This is a genomic window from Ciceribacter thiooxidans, from assembly GCF_014126615.1.
Classification (GTDB): Bacteria; Pseudomonadota; Alphaproteobacteria; order Rhizobiales; family Rhizobiaceae; genus Allorhizobium; species Allorhizobium thiooxidans.
Genome location: NZ_CP059896.1, coordinates 2,308,375 through 2,325,890 on the forward strand (window position 1 = coordinate 2,308,375; position 17,516 = coordinate 2,325,890).

Sequence of the window (17,516 nt, forward strand, 5' to 3'; positions counted from 1 at the left end):
CGCCTCCGGGCGCTTTCGGCCAGCCGTGCGTCGTTGGCCTGCTCGACCGGCATCCTGTCGCGCAAGGCCTGAGAGCAAACGCAAAAAGCCCGGCCGTCCTGCCGACGACCGGGCTTCATATGATCGTTGCGAACAGTCACCCGCTCGCGGCGAACATCAGTTCCATTGCTGGCTGCGCCATTCCCACGGGGTCACGGAACCATCCTTGTCGGCGTCCGCCGCGGCGAAGTGGGCCTTGGCGCCGGCAATGAACTCGGCCTGGCTGACGGTGCCGTTCTTGTCGGCGTCGAGCGTGCCGAAGCGGTCTGCCTTCTGCTTTTCTCGCGCTTCCTGACGTGCCTTGTTCCAGCCGTCCTGCGGCCCCATGCGAACGGTCATGTATTCTTCCATGGTCAGCTCGCCGTTGTCGTCGGCATCCATGGCGGCGAAGACTTCATCGGCGGCAGAGGCGGCTTCCTCGGCGCTGATGACGCCGTTATCGTCGGTATCGATGATCGGGAAACGCCCCCGTCCGGGATTGTTCATCATCATGCCGCCGCCATTCCAGCCCATGCCGCGACCGTAGAAGGGCTGCGCTTCTACCGCGCTGGCCAAAAGAGTGGACGTCAGTGCAAGCGCGAGTGCCGAAGCCAAAATGCCTTTCATGGTCAACCTCCTGTCGATACCTGTCGACGCTAGAATTATTGCCGGCCGCCGGCATTCGCTTGCCGTCACGGCCACGGCTACAGTAGCTCATGAATAAATATGGAACTTGATATGCATCAATATGACGAAATCGTAATGGAGCGCCGACGGCGGGCGGCCTGAGACTTGCCGCGGCTCCCTCCTCGCCTATCTTGGGGTAGAAGAGGCGGAACGCCGGGGAGGACGAATGACGACGCATCGCATCTATTCGACGGCCTTCGCCAGCGTCTATCCCCTCTACGTCGCGAAAGCGGAAAGGAAGGGAGGGACGAAAGCGGAGGTCGATGAGATCATCGCCTGGCTGACCGGCTACAGCCCCGTGGCGCTCGCCGATCAGCTCGCGAAGCACACCAGTTTCGAGGATTTTCTTGCGCAGGCGCCGCGGATGAATCCCGCCCGGAGCTCGATCACCGGCGTTGTCTGCGGTGTTCGCGTGGAGCATATCGAGGAGCCGACCATGCGGGATATCCGCTATCTCGACAAGCTGATCGACGAACTCGCCAAGGGCAGGCCGATGGCGAAGATCCTGCGCAGCTAAGGCCTATTGAAAAGGGCCTGTCCGCAACGGACAGGCCTTTTCCGATTTCTTCGTGGTCGCGGCGTCGGAGATCAGACGCCTTCGAGCACCTTCAGCCAACCGTGCGCGTCGTTGGTCTGGCCGCGCTGGATGCCGACGAGCGTATCGCGGAGCTTCGCCGTCACCGGGCCGGTTTCGCCCGCATTGATGACGAATTCGCCATCCGGCGACTTGACCTTGCCGATCGCGGCGACGACGGCCGCCGTGCCGCAGGCAAAGGCTTCCTTCGCCTTGCCGCTCGCCACGTCCGCCTTCCAGTCCTCGAAGGCGTAGCGCTCTTCGCGCACAGTGTAGCCGAGGTCACGGGCGAGCGCGATCAGCGACTTGCGGGTGATGCCGGGCAGGATCGTGCCGCCGAGCGGCGGGGTGACGAGCGAGCCGTCGGCCATCACGACGAAGACGTTCATGCCGCCCAGTTCCTCGATCCAGCGATGCTCGGCGGCATCGAGGAAGACGACCTGGTCGCAGCCGTGCTCGTAGGCGGCGGCCTGTGCCACCAGGCTGGCGGCATAGTTGCCGCCGCACTTGGCCGCACCGGTGCCGCCGGCGGCAGCACGGGTATAATGCTCCGACACCCAGATGCTGACCGGCTTGGCGCCACCCTTGAAATAGGGGCCGACCGGCGAGGCGATGACGCAGAAGATATATTCCTTCGACGGGCGCACACCGAGAAAGGCTTCCGAGGCGAACATGAACGGACGCAGATAGAGGCTGCTGCCCTCGGCCGCCGGGATCCACCTGGCGTCGGCGCGGACGAGCTGCTCGACCGCTTCGAGGAACAGCGCCTCGGGCAGTTCGGGCATCGCCATGCGGCGCGCAGATTCGTTGAAGCGGCGGGCGTTCTCCTCCGGGCGGAAGAGCACGGCGCGGCCGTCGGCGGCGCGGTAGGCCTTCATGCCCTCGAAGATTTCCTGGGCGTAATGCAGCACGGCCGCGGCCGGATCGAGCGGGAACGGCGCCCGCGCGGTCACTTCGGCCGAGTGCCAGCCCTTGTCGGCACTCCAGCGGATGACCGCCATGTGGTCGGAAAAGAGCGTGCCGAAGCCGAGGTTCTCGAAGGCCTTGAGGCGGTCCGCCTCCGGCATCGGGTTGGCGTTCGGATTGATGGCGAAGGTAAGAGCGTCTTGTTGCATGATCTCGGCCACTCGGTTCTCGTTGGGTCAGGACTGCTGACCTTTCATCTATCGCTTATCGCTGCAACGTCTCCTCTGCAAGTGCCTCTTGCAACAGGTTCAGGCAACAGCGAGCAGGAATTCTTCAACGATCCGTTCCAGCTCACCGAAATACGCCTTGTCGAGAGTGCAGCCCGCGACGGCAACGCCACTGTCTGGACTGTAGCAGGCCAGAGTTCCCCAGAAGCCGGCATGGGTGAAGACCTCGACCTCGCCGACAAAGCGCGAGAACAGTCCGAGGCGATACTCCTCCGCTCTCTTGTGCGACCCGGCGGACAGCATTTCCGCAAGCGTTTCCGGCCGCTGAAAGATTCGCGCCTCGAAAAGATGTGCCATGAAGCCCGCGAGATCGCGGACGTTCATGACGAGTCCGCCTCCGCCGAAAAGATCGGCCGACGCATCGAGGGCGGTGAACTCCTCTTTCCCGATGAACTGGCACGCACGCGGCACGATACCAGCCGGCGCCGGCTCCTCCTTTTCCCACCATGTCGATGTCATCCCCGATTCGTCGAAGCGCATTTCCTGCCGCACCAGAACGGCAAGAGGTCGGCAGGACACGCGCTCGAGGATGTCGCCGAGCAGTATATATCCGGTGTCGGAGTAGCGGAACTCGACGCCCGGTGACGCCGTCGGGCCGGACGAAACACATGAGAGCCGCACCTGGTCCTCTCGCGTCCAGACATGGTCCTGTGCTTGATGGATCACGTCGCTGAAGCGCTCCGTGCCGGTATGATCGAAGATGCCCGCGCTGTGGTTGAGGAGGTGACGAACAGTGATCTCGCCGGTGCCGTAGCCGGCAGTCTGCAAGAGTTCCGTCAGTGCCGGTGTCAGAAGAGCGGCGACCGGCGCATCCAGATCGAGTTGACCCCGCTCCCACAGCCGCAAGGCAGTCGCGGCGACGAAGGTCTTGGTATTGCTGGCGATACGGAACGGAGTTTCCGTTGTGAAAGGCCTCTGCACCACCGGGTCCGCAAGTCCTGCGGCCACACCGAAAGGCTTCGCGAGCCCCCTGCCCGTTGCGAAGATCGCCGTGGGCGCGGGGATGCGGGAAAGAACCGGTTGCCAGAGATTTGCGCCGTCTGCATCCATGTGCGACCATTGCCCTAATTGACTGGGGACGTTGATGAAGGTCTTGATAGCGACAATCTCCATCCTGGCGATGGGAATGACAAGTGTCGCGTGGGCACACGGCGGCGGCTGCCGCAAGAGTTCGCCACCCGGCCAGTGCTGCCATATGGACAACAAGGCCGGACGGGTTCACTGCCACTAGAGTGCACGGGAAGGAAATTCTTCCTCCCCGCCCCGATCACATGTTCGGATAGACCGGACCTTCGCCCCCCTGCGGGGGCACCCAGTTGATGTTCTGGTTCGGGTCCTTGATGTCGCAGGTCTTGCAGTGGACGCAGTTCTGCGCGTTGATCACGTAGACCTGCTCGCCGTCCTTCTCGACCCATTCATAAACGCCGGCCGGACAGTAGCGGGTCGAGGGACCGGCAAAGACGCCGAGTTCCGACGACTTCTGCAGGGCGATGTCCTTCACCTGCAGGTGTACCGGCTGGTCTTCCTCGTGATTGGTGTTCGACAGGAACACCGAGGAGAGGCGGTCGAAGGTCAGAACGCCGTCCGGCTTCGGATAGGCGATCGGCTTGTGCTTGGCGGCCGGCTCGAGGCTCGCCGCGTCGGTCTTGCCGTGCTTCAGGGTGAAGGGCGACGAGCCGAAGATCTGGTTGATCCACATGTCGAGGCCACCGAGCGCTACGCCGATCGCGGTGCCGAACTTCGACCACAGCGGCTTGACGTTGCGGACCCGCTTCAGGTCCTTGCCGATGTCGGTCGCGCGCCATTCGGTCTCGATCTCTACGACTTCGTCATTGGCGCGACCGCTCGCAATCGCCTCAGCGATCTTCTCCGCCGCCAGCATGCCGGAGAGCACGGCGTTGTGCGACCCCTTGATGCGCGGGACGTTGACGAAGCCGGCGGAACAGCCGATCAGCGCGCCGCCGGGGAAGGAGAGCTTCGGCACCGACTGGTACCCGCCCTCGGTGATCGCGCGGGCGCCGTAGGAGAGCCGCTTGCCGCCCTCGAAGGTCGGAGCAATCGTCGGATGGGTCTTGAAGCGCTGGAACTCCTCGAAGGGGAAGAGATAGGGGTTCTTGTAGTTCAGGTGGACGACGAAGCCGACCGCCACGAGATTGTCTTCGAGATGATAGAGGAACGAGCCGCCGCCGGTCTTCATGTCGAGCGGCCAGCCGAAGGAGTGCTGGACGAGGCCGGGCTTGTGGTTCTCGGGCTTCACCTGCCAGAGTTCCTTGAGGCCAATGCCGAACTTCTGCGGCTCGCGATCCTTCTGGAGGTCGAATTTCGCAATGAGCTGCTTGGCGAGCGAACCGCGCACGCCCTCGCCGATCAGCACGTACTTGCCGAGCAGTTCCATGCCGCGGGTGTAGTTCGGACCCGGCTCACCGTTCTTCTCGATACCCATGTCGCCGGTCGCGACCCCGATCACGGCGCCCGCGTCGTTGTAGAGCACTTCGGTCGCGGCAAAGCCCGGATAGATCTCGACGCCGAGCTCCTCGGCCTTGGCCGCCAGCCAGCGACAGACATTGCCGAGAGAGACGATGTAGTTGCCGTGATTGTTCATCAGCGGCGGCATGAAGGCGTTCGGCAGGCGGATCGAGCCGGCAGGTCCTAAGAACAGGAACTGGTCGTCGGTGACCTCCGTCCTGAACGGGTGCCCTTCGTCTTCCCGCCAGTCGGGCAGCAGGCGGTCGATGCCGATCGGATCGACGACGGCGCCGGACAGGATGTGCGCGCCGACTTCCGCGCCCTTTTCGAGGACGACGACGGTCAGCTCCGGATTGACCTGTTTCAGGCGGATGGCCGCGGAGAGGCCGGCAGGCCCCGCCCCCACGATCACCACGTCGAATTCCATGCTCTCGCGCTCGGGCAGTTCCTGTTCGCTCATCGTCTCTCTCCGCTCGGGCCTGATCCCCATTCAGGCCCCCTTCTCTCAAAAGCCGCGGCCGATGTCGAGCCGGCTTGCGACAGCGACTGGCCCGAAATTTCGGCACGGCATCATTCCGCGGCAGAATATCTGCCGTTTACGTACACGTCAATGTGATGGCGGCGAAAAGGCGGGAGGCGAGCCGGGCCGCGGGCACGCGGCCGCCGCCTGTCCCCGCCTCGGGCAAGCCTGCCTAGAGCCAGCCGCGCCGTTTGAAGTAGAGGAAGGGAAGTGCCGCCGACAGCAGCATCAGCAGGATCGCCCAGGGGTAGCCGAGACGCCATTGCAGCTCGGGCATCAGGTTGAAGTTCATGCCGTAGACGGAGGCGACCAGCGTCGGCGGCAGGAAGACGACCGACGCGACGGTGAAGATCTTGATGATCTGGTTCTGCTCGAGGTTGATGAGGCCGAGCGTCGCATCGAGCAGGAAGTTCACCTTGCCGGAGAGGAAGGTCGCGTGGTCGCCGAGCGAGACAGCGTCGCGCTGCAGCATCTTGACGCGCTGGCGCACTTCCTTGCTCGGCCGGCGCTGCGGGCTTTCGAGCGCCGCGTGATAGGCGACGAGGCGGGAAATGCTGACGAGGCTCTCGCGCACGCCGCCGAGGAAATCACCCTTCTGGCCGAGCTGCTCGATCAGCGACTGCAGGTCCTTGGTCTTCTTGGTCGAGGGCGTCGCCTTGCCGCGGAAGACCTCCCGCGAAATGCCGTCGATATCATTGCCGATCCGCTCCAGCACGTCCGCCATGCGGTCGACGATCGACTCGACGATGCCGAGCATCACCTCCTCGCCGCAGACATAGGCCTGGGCGTTGACGCGCAGCGCCCGGTGCACGAAGGCGAGGAAGGGCTTCGGGTCGGCGTAGCGCACCGTGACCAGCGTTTCGCCCTTGAGTATGAAGGTGACCGGGGTCTTCGCCGGCGTGTCGCCGTCGAGATTGGTGAGCGCCGTCAGCGTCATGAATTCCGCGCCGTCCTCCTGGTAGAGACGGGCGGAAAGCTCGATCTCTTCCATCTCGTCACGGGTCGGGATCTCCAGACCGAGTGCCTGCTCGACATGCCGGCTTTCGGCCGGCGTCGGGCTCACGAGGTCATACCAGAGAACCGGTGCGACGGCCTCAGCGGCGGTGGTGACTTCAGTGGCGGTGTTTTCGGTGACGGTTTCTTCGGATTTGTCACGCAGAACGAGGCGCTCTGCTTCGCGGAAATAGATGCGCAGCATGGATATGCTCCTTCGGGCTTTTTATTGCCGTCCGGAGCGGACACGAAGGTCGGGCCCCTACCGGACGGAACGGCAGAACGTGTTCGATCTTCGACTGTCAGGGTCCATTTGGAGTGTCCTCGGGTGGAGCGACTTTCGTCGCGACGGCCACCAGATGGGCCTGAAACGCCGCCGCGTCAACCCGGTATTTTCCGCAGTGCAACGAAACGGAAGGGACCCGCCGCGGCTTGCCAAGAGACACCGGCCCGTGCATGGCTCGGCGACGCCTTCCGTCCCTTTGAAGAAACCTCCGGATCGCCCATGACCGCCGCCCGCTTTTCGCCCGCCGAGCTCCTCGACCGCCTGCGCGGCCTCCATCCGGAGCTTGCCGTTTTCGGGCCTGCGGAACTTGCAGGCCGCCATCCGGGCGAGCATCCGGATAATTTCGCCGGTGGCGTCCTGGCGCAGCCCGGCTCGACGGCAGCCGCCGCGGCGCTGGTGCACTGGTGCGCGGAAAACGGCGTCGCCGTCGTGCCGCAGGGCGGGCTCACCGGCCTTGTCGGCGGCAATGTGAGCCATCAGGGCGAGGTCATCCTCTCCTCGGCCCGGCTGAACCGCATCCTCTCCATTCACCCGGACGAAATGACCGCGGAGGTGGAGGCGGGCGTGGCGCTCGAAGCGCTGCAGCAGGCGGCGGCCCGCCACGGGCTGACGACCGGCATCGACCTCGGCTCCCGCGGTTCGGCGACCGTCGGCGGCATGGTCTCCACCAATGCCGGCGGCATTCTCGCCTTCCGCAACGGCGTCATGCGCCACCAGGTGCTCGGGCTGGAAGCGATCCTTCCCTCGGGCGAGGTCTTCCACGACATGACCCGGGTGGTGAAGGTCTCCGCCGGCCCGGACCTGAAGCATCTGTTCATCGGCGGCGAAGGCGCCTTCGGCTTCGTGACGAAGGTGGTGCTGAAGCTCGAACCCTTGCGCGCCCACCGGGCGACCGCCTTCCTCGGCGTCGCCGATGCCGCCGCAGCACTCGCCGTCATCCGCTATTTTCGCAGCCTTGCCGGCGTGACGCTGGAGGCCGCCGAAATGATGTGGCCGCGCTACATCCGCGACCATGCCGCCCTGAAAACCTTCGATCTCTCCTGGCTGGAGGACGATGCTGCGGCGCTTCTCATCGAGCTGTCGGCGGAAACCGTGGAGGCTGCGACGGCGGCGCTGGAAGAAGGCCTCGAAGCCCTCTGGGAACCGGTGGCACTCAGGGGCGGCATCGTCGCCCAGTCGCTCGACCAGGCGCGAAAGTTCTGGGACATCCGGGAGGATTCCGGCTTCTATTATACGGCGATCCCGGATGCCGCCTCCTTCGACATCTCCGTGCCGCCGACCTTCCTCGACGCCTATGTCGAGGGGCTTGCCGCGCGGCTCGAAGCGATCGACAGCACCTACGCGGCCTATGTCTACGGCCACGTCGCGGACGGCAACCTGCACATCACCCTCATCAAGCCCGGCCCACTGCCGGAGGCCGAACAGCGCGCCGTCGAGGCTGCCGTCTATACCGGCATCCGCGAGGCCGGCGGCTCGTTTTCCGCCGAGCACGGCGTCGGGCGGGAGAAGCGCCACGCCTACGAGGCCTTCGCCGCGCCGGAGAAACAGGCACTCGCCCGCACGATCAAACGAGCGATCGACCCGAAGGGCCTGTTCAACCGCGGCAAGGTGCCGTTCTGACGGCAGCCCTTCCCCTCACTCTGCCCCCTTGCTAGTTTGCCGAAACGCAAATCAGCATGGAAGGAAGACAAGGATGGATTTCGGCATTTCGGGTAAGCGTGCGCTCGTTCTCGCCTCCTCGCGCGGGCTCGGGCTCGGCATCGCCCGGGCGCTCGCCGCCGAAGGCGCGCATGTGCTGCTCTGCGGGCGCAGTGCCGACAGGCTCGCCGCCAATGTCGCGGCAATCGAGGCCGAAGGCGGCAAGGCCGATTATGTCGCCGCCGACCTGACCGATGCCGGCTTCGTCCCGGCGATGGTGGAGGCGGTCGCGGCAAAGCTCGGCGGCATCGACATCCTGATCAACAACACCGGCGGCCCGACGCCCGGCACGGCGGAAGAGATGACAGCGGAAAAGCTCGACGGCTTCTTCCAGTCCATGGTGCTGCGGGTGATTACGCTCACCAATGCGCTGCTGCCGCAGATGAAGGCGCAGGGTTTCGGCCGCATCCTGACCGTCGCCTCGTCGGGCGTCTTCGAGCCGATCCCCAACCTCGCGCTCTCCAACACGCTGCGCAGCGCGCTGGTCGGCTGGAACAAGACGCTCGCGACGGAAGTCGCAGGCTTCGGCGTCACCGCCAACATGCTGTTGCCCGGCCGTATCCACACCGACCGCATCGACGAACTCGACGGCGCCAATGCGACCCGCTCCGGCCGGACGATCGAGGACGTGCGCGCCGCCTCCGTGAAGACGATCCCCGCCGGCCGACTCGGTCGCGTCGAGGAGTTCGCGGCCGCCGCCGCCTTCCTCTGCTCGGTCCCGGCAAGCTACGTCACCGGCACGATGCTGCGCGTCGACGGCGGTGCGGCCCGCTCGATCTGAGCTTCCCGCGCCCCGCGTTTCCGGCACTTTTCCGCGTGGAGAGGGCTGCGACCGATTGTCGCAAAAAGCGCTGGCGCCACATAGGACTTGCGCTATAGTAGGTGCGACAAATCGTTCCATGGGAGGAAAATTTGGAACAGGTTCGCACAACACTGACGGTCGCAGGATTGCTGATCATCGCCGTCGGCCTTGCGTGGGTGGCGCATGGGATGGGCACGATCCATCTGCCGGCCACCGACTTCATTACCAAACAGAGCGTCTGGACCACGAACGGCTCTCTCGTCGCCGTCTTCGGCCTGATCGTGCTCTGGAGCTCGCGGCGCTTCCTGCGCTGAACGCCCGCCTTTCGCCTCGTCTTCCAGCGGACCGGGAGGCGGGGCACATTTTAGGGCGCCTCAGCGAGCAGTGACGCGCACGATCGCCGGTCGGCGCCTTTGTCGGGAGACGGATGCCATGTCGATGCGACGGACACTTACCCTGGTCGGCGTGATCGCCTTGCTAATGGGACTCGTCTGGATCGGCCAGGGCAGCGGCTATTTCCCCTATCCCGCCTCCAGCTTCATGATCGACCAGAGCCCGTGGATCGCCTATGGCGCTGGCCTCGCCCTCGTCGGTCTCGTGCTGATCGCCATCGCGCGGCGCACTGCGCGCTAATACCAAATCCGTTTTCCACCCTTGCCTTCCCCCTCCCCTTCGTGGCAATAGGCGCCCTCCATTGCGGGGCGCGCGCTGACGACGCCCCGTTTCGCGTTCGGGCGCTTCGCCCGGTTCAAGCATCACACGAACGGTTTGGGAGCGGCGGCCATGGCTGAAGCGCTGGGTCTTGATTTCGGCACGACGAACACGGTTCTGGCGGTTGCCGACGATGCTGCGGCGACCACCCATTCGGTTGCCTTCACCTCGTCCGCCGGCACGGCGGACACGATGCGCACCGCGCTTTCCTTCATGAAGGACAAGGCGCTCGGCGCCAAAGCGCTGAAGGTCGAGGCCGGACAGGCGGCGATTCGCGCCTTCATCGACAATCCGGGCGAATGCCGGTTCCTGCAGTCGATCAAGACGTTTGCCGCCTCGGCGCTCTTCCAGGGCACGCTGATCCACGCCCGCCGCTTCCAGTTCGAGGACCTGATGGAGGTCTTCCTGAAGCGGCTCGAAGCCTATGCCGGCGACGGCTGGCCGCAGGCGGCGAAGCGCCTCGTCGTCGGTCGCCCCGTGCACTTCGCCGGCGCCAGCGCCGACCCGGCGCTTGCCGTCACTCGCTACAACGAAGCGCTGACCCGCCTTGGCTTTCCCGAGATCCACTATGTCTACGAGCCGGTGGCAGCGGCTTTCTATTTCGCCCAGCACCTCACCCATGACGCGACGGTGCTGGTCGCGGACTTCGGCGGCGGCACCACCGACTATTCGCTGATCCGCTTCGAGACATCGGGCGGGCGCGTCACCGCGCGCCCCGTCGGCCATTCCGGCGTTGGCATTGCCGGCGACCAGTTCGACGCCCGCATCATCGACCACCTCGTCGCACCCGAGATCGGCAAGGGCAGCCGGTTTTCGAGCTTCGGCAAGGTGCTCGACGTGCCGAGCAATTATTACACCAGCTTTTCCCGCTGGAACCAGCTCTCGGTCTTCAAGACCTCGCGCGAATATGTCGACCTGAAGGGCCTCGTCCGCCAGGCGCTGGAGCCGGAAAAGCTCGAGCTCTTCATCGACCTCGTCGAGCATGACGAGGGCTACCCGCTCTACCAGGCGGTCTCGGCGACCAAGATGGCGCTCTCTTCCGCCGAGGAGGCCGATTTCCATTTCGCCCCGCTCGGCACCGCCGGCCGAAAGACCGTGCGCCGCGCCGATTTCGAAAGCTGGATCGCCGACGACCTCGCCCGCATCGAGGGCGCACTCGACGACGTTCTCACCTCGACCGGCACGGTCGCCTCCGAAATCGACAAGGTGTTCCTGACCGGCGGCACCTCCTTCGTCCCCGCGGTCCGGCGCATCTTCACCGAACGCTTCGACGCCGCCCGCATCGAAACCGGCGGCGAACTCGTCTCCATCGCCCACGGTCTCGCACTAATCGGCGAGCGCGACGACATCACGCAATGGGTGGCTTGAGGGCACCCTCCCCTTGAGGCGGGGTTCGAAGAACGGGTTGAGACACGCGGCTCAACCCGGAGGACCGCAGGTCCGGGGTGCGGTGAACCTCCGCGGATGCCGGCGTCTCACCCCCACCCGTGCGTTCCGCGCGACCTCCTCCTCAAGGAAGAGGTGGGATGGCCCCGAGTCCTCTCTCCCCCCATCAGGCTTGGCAGCCGCGGTGCCGCTTGTCCCTTCTCCCCGTGCCGACGGGGAGAAGGTGCCGGCAGGCGGATGAGGGGCAATAGCCACCCGCCTGCCCTGCTTCCTCAACCGATCTTCGCCCAGACCCGCGCAACGGTCGATGCATCGACCCGCAGGCCGAAGGAGGCGACCAGCAATTCCGCCAGTTCCGCCTCCGAGGCGAGCGTCCGCTCCTCCATGCCGCCGTCACGCACGTGGCGGACATCGCGGTTGAAGAGGCTCAGGCGTCCGTCGTCGCGGCCGACGGTCATCATCAGATGCTGCGGAAAGGGCGATTCCTTCCAGCGCGCGCAGACGACATTGGCCGCGAGATAGTCGGCCGGCGCCACCGACACCCGGTCGAAGCCGTAGAGCGCGAACCAGGTCTCGCCGTTCAGCCGCTGCAGCACATGTTCGCCGCTCGCCGCATCGCGCACCACGCGGAAGCGCTCGCCGGCGATCGTCTGCGGCGCCTCCGTGGAAAGGTCGACCGGCAGCCGCGGCCCCGGCCCGCCGAAGCCGGTATCGGCCAGCCATTCGCGGCCGTCGATCGTAACGACGAAGGCGTGATGGGCGCGCGGTCCGCCCGAGGGCGCGCCCATCCGCACCCGCCCGAGGACCGGCGCGGCCTCAAAGCCGAAGACCGCGAGCGCGTCGCCGAAAAGCCGGTTGAGCTCCAGGCAATAGCCGCCGCGGCCGCCGGCAACGGTCTTGCGCCAGATGGCGACGGGGTCGAGGTCAGGCACCGTCCCGAGCAGGACCTCGATGTTTTCGAAGGGGATCGTGCCGATCTGGGCGGCCTGCAACCGCGCCAAACCCTCGGCATCGGGGCGGATATCGGCGCCAGCAAGGCCGATGCGGGCGAGATAGGTATCTTTGTCGAATGTCATGGTTGGTCTCCGTTCGCGCCCTTCTCGCGGAATTGACAGCCCCACGGCAATCCGCAATTTTGCATTGGACCATGCATGGGCGGATACCCCGATGATCTCCGACTGGAGCGACCTTCAGACCATTCTCGCGATCGCGACCGAAGGCACGTTGAGTGGTGCCGCGCGCCGGCTCGGCGTCAACCAGTCGACGATGTCTCGGCGGCTGCAGGCAATCGAACAGAGACTCGACGCAGCGCTCTTCCGGCGACTGGAAGACGGGCGGCTGCGGCCGACGGCGGCCGCCGAACGGCTGATCGAGACGGCGCGGCAGGTCGAGGCGCTGGTCGGCAACGCCAACGCCGCGCTTGCGGCGAGACCCGTGCCGATCCGCCTCGCCACCTGCGAGGTGCTGTCGGCCGTCTTTGTCGCGCCGGCGCTCGCCGGCTGGCGGGAGATGACCGGGGAGCCGGCTGAGCTTTCCGTCTACGACAATCTCTTCGTGCTGCCGGCGGACGAGTTCGACGTGATGATCACACCGCTCGAATCCGCGCCGACCGAGATGGTCGGCCGCCGCATCGGCCGGCTCGACTGGGATTTCTATGCCGCGCCGGACTATGCTCGCACACGGCCGCTTGCCGCGGACGTAACCACTCTCGACGGACACGACGTCATCCATGCCGCCGGTTCGCTCGCCGAGGTCGGCGCCTATCGCCGGCTTCCGGATCTCGGCGGACGCCCTGTCTTCCGCTCGTCGAGCGTCGTCGCGCAGCGCGACATGGCCGCGACCGGAGCAGGCATCGCGCTCCTGCCGGCCTGCCTGGTCCTGCCGGAGCACGGCCTCGTGCGTTTCGAAAACCGGATGCAGCCGCCGCCGGCGGAGGTCTGGATGGTGGCGCGGCGGGCGACCGCCGCCCAGCCGAGGGTGCGCCGTTTCCTCGACTGGGCGACCGGGCACTTTCGCAGTGCGCCGCTAGCACTGAAGGCCGGCTGACCGCATCGTCCGTCCTTATGGCGGCATCCCGCGATCATATTGCCGACGGCCACACGAAACTCTTTGCTTCTGCCGGGCGCTCGACTAGAACAGGCCGATGATCACCGCCCGCGACATGACCGCCGCCGAGCTCGCCGCGCTTCTGCATTTCCATGCCGAGGCGGGCGTCGAGTGGTTGGTCGAGGAGACCCCGGTCGACCGGCTGGCGGAATTTTCGGCGGAACAGCAGCTGCGCCAGCGCCCCGCCGCAACGACGACGACGACGGCTGGGTCCGGCAGCGCCACCGCGCCCGAACGGCGACGCCCGGAAGCGCCTCAGCCGGCGCCGAGGCCGGTCGCCACGGTCGCCGTTCCCGACGAACATGCCGTCACCGAAGCCCGTTTCGCCGCCGAGAGCGCCCGCACGCTCGACGAACTCAGGACTGCAGTCGAAGCCTTCGGCGGCTGCAACCTGAAGACCAGCGCCCGCTCGACCGTCTTTGCCGCCGGCGACCCCGCCTCCGGTGTGATGGTGATCGGCCCGATGCCGAGCGGTGACGACGACCGCGAAGGGGCGGCCTTCTCCGGCAAGGCCGGCTTCCTGCTCGACCGCATGCTCGGCGCGATCGGGCTTTCGCGCGAAACGATATTGCTCTCGACCGTCATTCCGTGGCGTCCGCCGGGCGACCGGCCGCCCTCGGCGCCGGAGGCGGCGATCTGCCGCCCCTTCATCGAGCGGCAGATCGAGCTTGCGGAACCGAAAGCGGTGCTGCTCCTCGGCAACTTCACCGCCCGCTTCTTCTTCGGCGGCACCGGCACCATCCACACGCTGCGCGGCGAGTGGCGCGAGATCGCCTGCGGCAGCCACACGGTCCCGGCGCTCGCGACGCTGCATCCGCAGGAGCTCCTGACCGCGCCCGCCAGCAAGGCGCTCGCCTGGGTGGACCTGCAGGCCTTCCGCGCTCGCCTCGGCGGCTGATCGGCGCAAATTTTCGGCATTGGTAAACAGAAGATGACAAAAGTCATGCAAATCGCGCATGGCAGTGCGGCAATCTGCGACATTGTCGAATCGATGTTGCAGTGCAATATTGCGGTCGGTGTCGTGGGAGGAACCGTTTAAGAAAGAGCCTCGTCATGACTATGCCTTGCCGCCCCATCCACAGCAGTTTCGAAACGCTCCGCCTTGCCGGCGAGAAGCTGGGCAGCGGCCACGGATATCACCGTTTCGGCTCCGCTACCCACGAGCAGTTGAGCGCAAGAGGCCTCGGCCGTTTCGGGCAGCTCGCCCGCCCCTCTGCCATCTTCACCGATTTCCGGGAACGCTGAGCCGGCGCGCTGCGCCGGCCGCATGGCTCCCTTCCGATCCTGTGCATTGCACAACGAAGGCTCGTGCCGCACGATCGGGACAAATCCGAAGACACGCGAAAAACGCAAAGGTTCGTACCATGAACGTCAGATTTCATCCGCTTCGCAGCTTCCGCCGGGCCGTCGGCCAGATCGGCACCGCCGTCCAAGCCTCGGAAGAATACAGCCTTGCCGGGGCCGGCGGCGACGCGGAACGCCGGGCGCACCGCAACGTGAGCCCTGCCATCCTCAACATTCCGCTCTAAGACGGCGCTCAGCCGTCTGCCGTTTCAGCGTTCCGTCGCGGCCGGCCGGATCTCTTCCGGGCCGCAGAGGTTGAGCTTGCGGCAGGCGTCCTCGTAGGCGTCGTCGATCGCCGCAAACTTGATCGCCTGCCAGCCGAGATATTCGCGGAGGAAATCACGGCTGAGGCAGAGGCCCTCCTTGCGCCCCTCCCCCTTCCAGACGAGGCAGCCTTCACCGATCGCCCGGTTGAGAAGCCGCTGCAGATGGGTGCGCGACATGCGGAAGGTCTCGGCCAGCGCACGGGCGTCGATCCGGCCGACATCGACCAGCTCGGCCTCCGGAACGGTCGTCCCGACCCTGCGCATCAGCTCGTCCATCACCAGCCCGCCGGACTCCGTCCAGAGGAACATCGCGACCCTCGGCGGCGGTTCACGCCATAGCGGGTTCTCGATCGTCTGCCGGGCGGCCTGCGGCTGGATCAGGGGAAACAGCTCCGGGTGGTCGGACAGGGTTACGGCGCGCGCGCCGCCGTCCATCTGGTCGAGCGCCGCCAGATTGGCGAGCAGCCAACCGAACATCGCCTGAACGGTCACCTCCGTCGGCTCGAAGCGGCGAGGCCGCTTTGCCGCGTCGCCGGCGATCCGCATGAAGCGGTAGGCCTGGAGCTGGTTGAGGAAATTCAGGATCGTGTTGCGGCTCGCCGCATCGACCCCCGTCGCCATGTCGCGCAGCCGGCTGATGGTGAGGCCGGAGCGCGGCACCGCCGGATCGTATTCGTTGTGCAGGGCGAAAGCCGCCTGACTCAGCAGCCAGCGCTGCTGGGATGCTAGGAAGCGTGCGAGGCGCGGATTGCCGTCGTGGACGCCACGCAGCTTCTCCGCAAGAAAGCGGACCGCCAGAAGGAAACGCGGATGCGCCTGCAAATCCGCAGCGGAATACGCCATTGTCAGCCTCGCCTTTCCCGTCGGGGAGCCCCGCCCCGTTGCCGCGACCCGCACGCCCGGAAATCCGGTCGGTGTCGCCGCTTACCCGCCACCACGACGGTCATCTTACGCTCGAAATATGAATTAGTGCTTATGAATAAAGAACCGTCGGGCACGTGGCATGAAGGCTTAAATGGTTGGTCATATTGATAGAATACATCTTTGTTCCCTGAGGCGCAACCATATGAGGAGCATGCGCGGCGGTGCACGCATCGGTGCCGCGGCTTGCTTTCCCGTCGACACAATCCTCGTTTCATCATAAAGGCTTGGCACTGTCCGAACGGAATCGGCCCCGATGCTGACCAGCCTCGCCTCCATTGCCGCCCTCATGCTGTCCACCCTCCTGATGATGACCGGGCTCGGGCTGATGAACTACCTGGTGCCGCTGCGTTCGCTCGCCGAAGGCTGGTCGACCGTCACCGTCTCGGTGATCGCCACCGCCTATACCCTCGGCTTCACGCTTTCCTGCATCGTCACGCCGGTTCTCGTGCGCCGGGTCGGTCATGTCCGGGTCTTCGGCGCGCTCATCACCCTGCTCACCGTCTCGATCCTGTTTTCGGCGCTGCTGGTCGAGGTCTATGCCTGGCTCGCCTTCAGGGCGCTCGCGGGCTTTGCCATCGCCGGCAGCTACCTCATCATCGAAAGCTGGCTCAACGAACGCGTCACCAATGACAATCGCGGCGCGGTTTTCTCCGTCTACATGATCACCTGCCTCCTCGGCTCGATCGGCGGGCAGTATCTCGTGCCGCTCGGCGAGCCAAAGGAGATGGGGCTCTTCGTCGTCTGCGGCATCGTCTTCTCGCTTGCGCTCTTTCCGACCATGCTGTCGACCGCGCCGTCGCCGGCCCCGATCGCGGAGGCGCGCTTCGATCTCGCCCGCCTCTACCGGCGTTCTCCGATCGCCTTCGTCGGCTCGCTGCTCGCCGGCGCGCTGTCGGGCACCTGGGGCAGTCTCGGCGGCGTCTACAGCCAGGCGATCGGCATGGATGCCGCCGGCGGCGCGACACTACTTGCCGCAGTCCTCGCCGGCGGTGCGCTAGCCCAGATGCCGATCGGACGCATTTCCGACCGCATCGACCGCCGCCTGGTGATGATCGCCTGCGGCCTCTTCGGCGTCGCCGCGAGCCTTGCCATGGCTACCTTCGGTGGTCTCGGGGTCGTCGCCGCCTGCATCGCCGGCTTCTTCGTCGGCGCGGTGCTCTATCCGGTCTATGCCCTCAACGCCGCCCATGCGGCGGATATGGCCGAGCCCGGCGAATACGTGACCGTCTCCGGCGGCGTAATGATCCTCTACGGCATGGGAACGGTCACGGGGCCGCTGATCGGCGGCAGCCTCATGCAGGCGCTCGGGCCGGTCGGGCTCGTCTGGTTCCTGGCCGTCCTCTTCGCTTTCTATGCCGGCTATGCCGCCTGGCGCATTGGCCGCCGGCGGGGCAAGGCCCGCGACGAGAAGACCGATTTCCAGGGTGCACCGATCCCCGTACTCGGCGCCGACCTGGTGAATGCAGCCACCTCGCTTACGGAAGACGGCGACCAGGTCGCCGGCAGCGAGCCCGCTTGACACCACACCCGCGAGGACAGGCC

The 17,516-nt window shown here is 65.9% G+C and carries 18 protein-coding genes; 11 read left to right on the plus strand and 7 right to left on the minus strand.

What is annotated here, in order from left to right; genetic code table 11:
- Positions 1-156: 156 nt before the first annotated feature.
- On the minus strand, positions 157-645 hold the full coding sequence (locus H4I97_RS11210) for an EF-hand domain-containing protein (protein ID WP_182304746.1): 489 nt from the start codon (positions 643-645) through the stop codon (positions 157-159).
- A gap of 226 nt (positions 646-871) precedes the next feature.
- Between H4I97_RS11210 and H4I97_RS11215 the strand changes: the two genes are divergently transcribed.
- A complete protein-coding gene (locus H4I97_RS11215) occupies positions 872-1,222 on the plus strand; it encodes a DUF2200 domain-containing protein (RefSeq protein ID WP_182304747.1) in 351 nt (116 codons plus the stop codon).
- A gap of 71 nt (positions 1,223-1,293) precedes the next feature.
- On the opposite strand, the gene H4I97_RS11220 is transcribed toward H4I97_RS11215, so the two are convergent.
- The 4 genes from H4I97_RS11220 to H4I97_RS11235 form a co-directional block, all read right to left on the minus strand.
- Entirely contained in the window at positions 1,294-2,394 is a 1,101-nt protein-coding gene (locus tag H4I97_RS11220) for a branched-chain amino acid aminotransferase (RefSeq protein ID WP_182307614.1), read from the minus strand.
- 99 nt (positions 2,395-2,493) lie between these two features.
- Positions 2,494-3,522, minus strand: coding sequence for a serine hydrolase domain-containing protein (locus H4I97_RS11225; RefSeq protein WP_182304748.1), 1,029 nt, complete (start codon positions 3,520-3,522; stop codon positions 2,494-2,496).
- Positions 3,523-3,739: 217 nt separating this feature from the next.
- On the minus strand, positions 3,740-5,398 hold the full coding sequence (locus H4I97_RS11230) for an electron transfer flavoprotein-ubiquinone oxidoreductase (protein WP_182304749.1): 1,659 nt from the start codon (positions 5,396-5,398) through the stop codon (positions 3,740-3,742).
- 232 nt (positions 5,399-5,630) lie between these two features.
- On the minus strand, positions 5,631-6,656 hold the full coding sequence (locus H4I97_RS11235; RefSeq protein ID WP_182304750.1) for a magnesium transporter CorA family protein: 1,026 nt from the start codon (positions 6,654-6,656) through the stop codon (positions 5,631-5,633).
- Between the two features lie 300 nt (positions 6,657-6,956).
- On the opposite strand from H4I97_RS11235, the gene H4I97_RS11240 reads away from it, so the two are divergent.
- The 5 genes from H4I97_RS11240 (at position 6,957) to H4I97_RS11260 (ending at position 11,316) form a co-directional block, all read left to right on the plus strand.
- The gene (locus tag H4I97_RS11240) at positions 6,957-8,357 is read left to right on the plus strand and encodes an FAD-binding oxidoreductase (RefSeq protein WP_182304751.1); all 1,401 of its coding nucleotides are present in this window, start codon (positions 6,957-6,959) and stop codon (positions 8,355-8,357) included.
- 73 nt (positions 8,358-8,430) lie between these two features.
- A complete protein-coding gene (locus tag H4I97_RS11245) occupies positions 8,431-9,216 on the plus strand; it encodes an SDR family oxidoreductase (RefSeq protein ID WP_182304752.1) in 786 nt (261 codons plus the stop codon).
- Between the two features lie 131 nt (positions 9,217-9,347).
- On the plus strand, positions 9,348-9,551 hold the full coding sequence (locus H4I97_RS11250) for a hypothetical protein (protein ID WP_182304753.1): 204 nt from the start codon (positions 9,348-9,350) through the stop codon (positions 9,549-9,551).
- Between the two features lie 124 nt (positions 9,552-9,675).
- Positions 9,676-9,870 (plus strand): hypothetical protein, encoded by a 195-nt coding sequence (locus H4I97_RS11255; protein ID WP_182307615.1) that lies wholly within the window; start codon positions 9,676-9,678, stop codon positions 9,868-9,870.
- Positions 9,871-10,020: 150 nt separating this feature from the next.
- Entirely contained in the window at positions 10,021-11,316 is a 1,296-nt protein-coding gene (locus tag H4I97_RS11260) for an Hsp70 family protein (protein WP_182304754.1), read from the plus strand.
- Between the two features lie 290 nt (positions 11,317-11,606).
- On the opposite strand, the gene H4I97_RS11265 is transcribed toward H4I97_RS11260, so the two are convergent.
- On the minus strand, positions 11,607-12,410 hold the full coding sequence (locus H4I97_RS11265; RefSeq protein ID WP_182304755.1) for an arylamine N-acetyltransferase family protein: 804 nt from the start codon (positions 12,408-12,410) through the stop codon (positions 11,607-11,609).
- Between the two features lie 91 nt (positions 12,411-12,501).
- Here H4I97_RS11265 and H4I97_RS11270 point away from each other — a divergent pair, with 91 nt between their 5' ends.
- The 4 genes from H4I97_RS11270 (at position 12,502) to H4I97_RS11285 (ending at position 14,969) form a co-directional block, all read left to right on the plus strand.
- Positions 12,502-13,380 carry a LysR family transcriptional regulator gene (locus H4I97_RS11270; protein ID WP_182304756.1) on the plus strand — a complete coding sequence of 293 codons (879 nt, stop codon included), beginning with the start codon at positions 12,502-12,504 and terminating at the stop codon, positions 13,378-13,380.
- 97 nt (positions 13,381-13,477) lie between these two features.
- Positions 13,478-14,338, plus strand: a complete 861-nt coding sequence (locus H4I97_RS11275) for a uracil-DNA glycosylase (RefSeq protein WP_182304757.1) — start codon at positions 13,478-13,480, stop codon at positions 14,336-14,338.
- A gap of 155 nt (positions 14,339-14,493) precedes the next feature.
- Positions 14,494-14,685, plus strand: coding sequence for a hypothetical protein (locus H4I97_RS11280; protein WP_129330349.1), 192 nt, complete (start codon positions 14,494-14,496; stop codon positions 14,683-14,685).
- A gap of 119 nt (positions 14,686-14,804) precedes the next feature.
- Positions 14,805-14,969, plus strand: coding sequence for a hypothetical protein (locus H4I97_RS11285; protein ID WP_182304758.1), 165 nt, complete (start codon positions 14,805-14,807; stop codon positions 14,967-14,969).
- A 24-nt stretch (positions 14,970-14,993) separates the two neighbouring features.
- Here H4I97_RS11285 and H4I97_RS11290 read toward each other — a convergent pair whose 3' ends face one another.
- Positions 14,994-15,893: a hypothetical protein gene (locus H4I97_RS11290; RefSeq protein WP_182304759.1), complete on the minus strand. Its 900-nt coding sequence runs from the start codon at positions 15,891-15,893 to the stop codon at positions 14,994-14,996.
- A gap of 334 nt (positions 15,894-16,227) precedes the next feature.
- On the opposite strand from H4I97_RS11290, the gene H4I97_RS11295 reads away from it, so the two are divergent.
- Positions 16,228-17,493, plus strand: a complete 1,266-nt coding sequence (locus tag H4I97_RS11295) for an MFS transporter (RefSeq protein ID WP_182304760.1) — start codon at positions 16,228-16,230, stop codon at positions 17,491-17,493.
- Positions 17,494-17,516 lie beyond the last annotated feature (23 nt).